The sequence below is a fragment of the Rhodoferax sp. UBA5149 genome, from assembly GCF_002413825.1.
Taxonomy (GTDB): domain Bacteria; phylum Pseudomonadota; class Gammaproteobacteria; order Burkholderiales; family Burkholderiaceae_C; genus Rhodoferax.
The window spans coordinates 1-3,749 of the sequence record NZ_DHXT01000044.1; the positions used below are offsets into that span (position 1 = coordinate 1).

Consider the following 3,749-nt stretch of genomic DNA (forward strand, 5'->3'; position numbering starts at 1 on the left):
ATTTACGTGTCAATGTACTAGTCGTGAAGCGCCGGTCACGCCAGCGCCCAATCTGGACATTCAATTGTGTGGCCAGCAGGTCCTCCGAATGGGCGTTCAGCGGACGCCGAAGGCGGACCGAGCTAGCGCGCCAGCAGAGCCCACACCCAATAGGCGGCGATACCCATTTGCACGGCAAATGCAAAGAATCGAACATTCACCGCGGGCACACTGAGCGAAAGCAGATGGACGCTCGACTGGACGACGCGGGCCACCAGGAGCCACGGCGCGAGGCCGTCCGTGACACCGGTTCTGCCAGTGGCGATAGCGATGAGCAGAAGTCCGCCAAAAATGGGGAGACCTTCAAGGCAATTCGCGTGCGCTCTGCTGAGCCGCTGCATGAACGGCGACAGGTTGGCGTTATCAGGCGCGAACGCGTTCGACGCGACCGCCCCCTTAACCACCAGACGCGTGCGAAGCGCCTCCATGAGAACGAGCAGAAACAGCGACCAAGCAATGAATGCGGTCAACACGGACGCGGATGCAGTGGTCACAGTTTGATCTCCTTAAATTGCGCCATGAAATGCGCAGGGTCGCTATGAAGCAAGTTGACGAAGTTCAACTTCGTCAAAACCGGCCAGACGACGGGCGTCCAGGTTAAATGGCGGACGCAGCCTGGGCGCATCGTACTTTCTTGTCAAATCTGCATAGGTGCTGATGGGGTCCAGACCTCGCTGATTGCAAATCCAGCGATACCAGTGGTTGCCTGCGGCAACATGACCAATTTCATCCTTGAGGATGAGGTCAAGAATTTCTCCGCCCTTCTTGTCTCCCACACTCACGAGCTTGTTTTTGACCGCTGGTGAAGCATCAAGGCCACGCGCTTCAAGGGTTCTTGGCACCAGTGCGACCCTGGCCAGCACATCATCCTGCGTCTTTTCCGCCATTTCCCACAAGGAGTTGTGTGCGTCGAAGTCACCATAATCAAAACCAAGACCGAGCAAGTGATTGCGCAGGAGGGTGAAATGAAGCGCTTCTTCCTTCGCGATTGACACCCAATCCCGGTAAAACTGCTCTGGCATTCCTGAAAAACGCCAAACAATGTCGAGGGCTAAATCGATGGCATTCAGTTCGATATGAGCAAGCGCGTGAAGCAGTGCCGCACGTCCCTCAATGGTCGTGAGGGGCAAATGCTTCATGGCAGTCGGCAGGACGAGGGTTGGTCTGGTTGGGCGGCCCGGAATGCCAACAGGAGGCGTTATGTCAGATTCAATGTCGATTGGAAGTTCAAGGTTCAGGGCGAGTGCAGCTTGCGCTTTCTCAAGCGCATCTCGGGTAAGCAAGGGGCCAATGACGGAGGTACGCAGGGACAACATTTTCGAATTGTAGAGATAGCGGCCGCGTGAATCGTTCGCCTGCTGGCGCAATGTGCGTTTGCGAACAGATGGACCAGCGCTTTGACCCGATAGTTAAGACCTCTGCAATCAAAGGCACCCATGAATGAAAGCGGTTCGCGCATGCGAGGGTTGTAGTATTGAACCCGGCACCGCCATGTCACTGACGATGGCCCAAGCCACGCGTTGTCGAGCCGCTCAAGTGGTCGATCGCAACAAGGAGCGGAGAACATGTTTGACTGGCTGCGGTCTCAATTGCCCTACATGCCTCATTACGGATATGCGCTCGTCTTCATTGTCGTGTTCTTGAACAATATCGGTTTCCCCCTGCCGGGAGAGACGATTCTTCTGGGGGCCGGATTTATCTTGGGGAAAACCGCCACGACGCTGTGGCCACCTTTGGTGGCCGGCGCGGTGGCTTGTTTCCTGGGCGGTATTTGTGCCTTTTGGATGGGACGACGGTTGGGCCAGAGCGGCCTGGAAAAAATTCAATGGCTCCATCTCACGCCGAAAAGACTGGCGTGGCCCGAGCGATTTTTCAAACGCCATGGCGCAAAGGCTGTTTTTATTGCGCGGTTTATCGCCTTGTTTCCACCGGTCGTGGCCAATCTGTTGGCCGGCATGTCGAAAATGCGATGGCACATTTTTCTCTTTTTCAACCTCACGGGGTCGCTGGTCTATGCCACCGTTTACATCCTGCTTGGCTATTTTTTTGGAAAGAAGTGGAAACTACTGCAAGCCTGGTTAGGCCTCACGCTGCTCTACCTGATTCTCACGGGAATCGTCCTCATTGTTCTGGGCGTGATGTTGAGAGGTCCCTTGGCCAAATTTTGGAATCGATTTTTCTCAAGGCAAGGTGCGCGCAAACAAACGTGATGAACGTGATGGCGGGTGCGCGGCCGAGCTTGACTTCTATGTACGCTTTCGCACAGAAAACAAATACCAATAGATGCACATTCGACGTGTCTGTTAATAAAACGCTCTTGGGTTCGCCGCAACTCATACAAATGGTTACGTCAACGAGTGAACTGCAGAGGCGTTTAGATAAGACAAGTCGATATTGACCTGATGCAAATGGGGCTAGCCCCAAAAGGAGTTCAACATGAGTTCCCTCAATGTTCCCGCGCTCAAGCTCGGCACCGCACGGATTTTGAAAACTTGCTTTTTCTCGTTGGGGGTTGCTCTATTGGCAACGACCTCGGGTTGTGTCGTGGCGCCATGGCAACCTGGACCCGTTGTAGTTGCCCCTCAGCAGGGCTACGTAGCGCCCACCTACGCCTCCCCCGGAGTGGGTTGGGCCTGGCAGTTGCATCCAACTTATGGTTGGGGTTGGCGTCACCCGGATCATGGATGGCATAGAGGGTGGCGATAAGAAACCGTTGCCCAGGCCGCGAGCTCAATTCGTGGCGGCGGGGTAGCGAGCAGGCTTGACCTGAAGGAGAAGCCGCCGCCCCATGATGCGCATGGCTGCGGCGGTCCGCTTCAGCGCACCACCAGCTTGGCCGCGCCAGTGTCCGCCGTTATCTCCCCGACCTCGGCAGCGTCCGCAAACCCGTGCTGCCGGAAAATCGCCAGCACGGCATCCACCGCCTCCGATGAGCACGACACCAGCAGGCCGCCACTGGTTTGCGGGTCGCACAAAAGCGCTTGGTCAAGCTCCGCAAAGCCGACCGGCAAGCCGATGTCGTGGCCATAACCGGCCCAGTTGCGCGCCGAGGCGCCGGTCACCATGCCCTGAGACGCCAGCTCACGCACACCCCCCAGCAAGGGCACGCGGGCCCAGTCGATTTGCACCGTGCAGTGGGCGCCGCGCGCTATTTCCAAAGCGTGGCCGGCCAGGCCAAAACCGGTGACGTCGGTCAGGGCGTGCACGCCACTGAGTGCCGCCAGCTCGGGGCCCGGGGTGTTCAGTTTCGTCGTCACGGCGATCATCTGTGCGTAGCCCGCCGCATCGAGCTTTTCCTTCTTGAGTGCGGCCGACAAAATGCCCACGCCCAGCGGTTTGCCTAGAATCAGCCGGTCACCCACCTGGGCATCGGCATTGCGTTTGACGCGGCTCGGATGCACCAGACCGAGGGCCACCAGGCCATAGATTGGCTCGAACGAGTCAATCGTGTGGCCACCGGCAATCGGGATGCCCGCCGCCCGGCAGACCGAGGCGCCGCCTTCCAGAATCTTGGCGATGGTCGCGGTCGACAGCACGTTGATCGGCATGCCGACCAAGGCCAGCGCCAGAATCGGTGTGCCGCCCATGGCATAGACGTCGGAGATCGCGTTGGTGGCCGCAATGCGGCCAAAGTCAAACGGGTCGTCCACGATCGGCATGAAGAAGTCGGTGGTGGCAATCAGGGCCTGCTCGTCGTTGAGCTTGTAGAC

Annotated in this window: 4 protein-coding genes; 1 reads left to right on the plus strand and 3 read right to left on the minus strand. The window is 57.8% G+C overall.

All coding sequences use genetic code 11. The features are described 5' to 3' along the window. Positions 1 to 122: 122 nt before the first annotated feature. Together B3V69_RS03420 and B3V69_RS03425 are read right to left on the minus strand one after the other, a co-directional pair. On the minus strand, positions 123 to 533 hold the full coding sequence (locus tag B3V69_RS03420) for an MAPEG family protein (protein WP_296443821.1): 411 nt from the start codon (positions 531 to 533) through the stop codon (positions 123 to 125). A 42-nt stretch (positions 534 to 575) separates the two neighbouring features. Next, on the minus strand, positions 576 to 1,355 hold the full coding sequence (locus B3V69_RS03425) for a ferritin-like domain-containing protein (protein ID WP_296443823.1): 780 nt from the start codon (positions 1,353 to 1,355) through the stop codon (positions 576 to 578). A gap of 249 nt (positions 1,356 to 1,604) precedes the next feature. On the opposite strand from B3V69_RS03425, the gene B3V69_RS03430 reads away from it, so the two are divergent. Next, entirely contained in the window at positions 1,605 to 2,249 is a 645-nt protein-coding gene (locus tag B3V69_RS03430; protein ID WP_296443825.1) for a DedA family protein, read from the plus strand. A gap of 606 nt (positions 2,250 to 2,855) precedes the next feature. On the opposite strand, the gene selD is transcribed toward B3V69_RS03430, so the two are convergent. Next, on the minus strand, positions 2,856 to 3,749 hold an 894-nt coding region (gene selD, locus B3V69_RS03435; RefSeq protein WP_296443827.1), incomplete at its 5' end, for a selenide, water dikinase SelD.

Excerpts from the sequence above, each read along its gene's own strand:
- B3V69_RS03425 (WP_296443823.1), bottom strand. The coding sequence starts at position 1,355 with ATGTTGTCCCTGCGTACCTCCGTCATTGGCCCCTTGCTTACCCGAGAT.
- B3V69_RS03430 (WP_296443825.1), top strand. The coding sequence starts at position 1,605 with ATGTTTGACTGGCTGCGGTCTCAATTGCCCTACATGCCTCATTACGGA.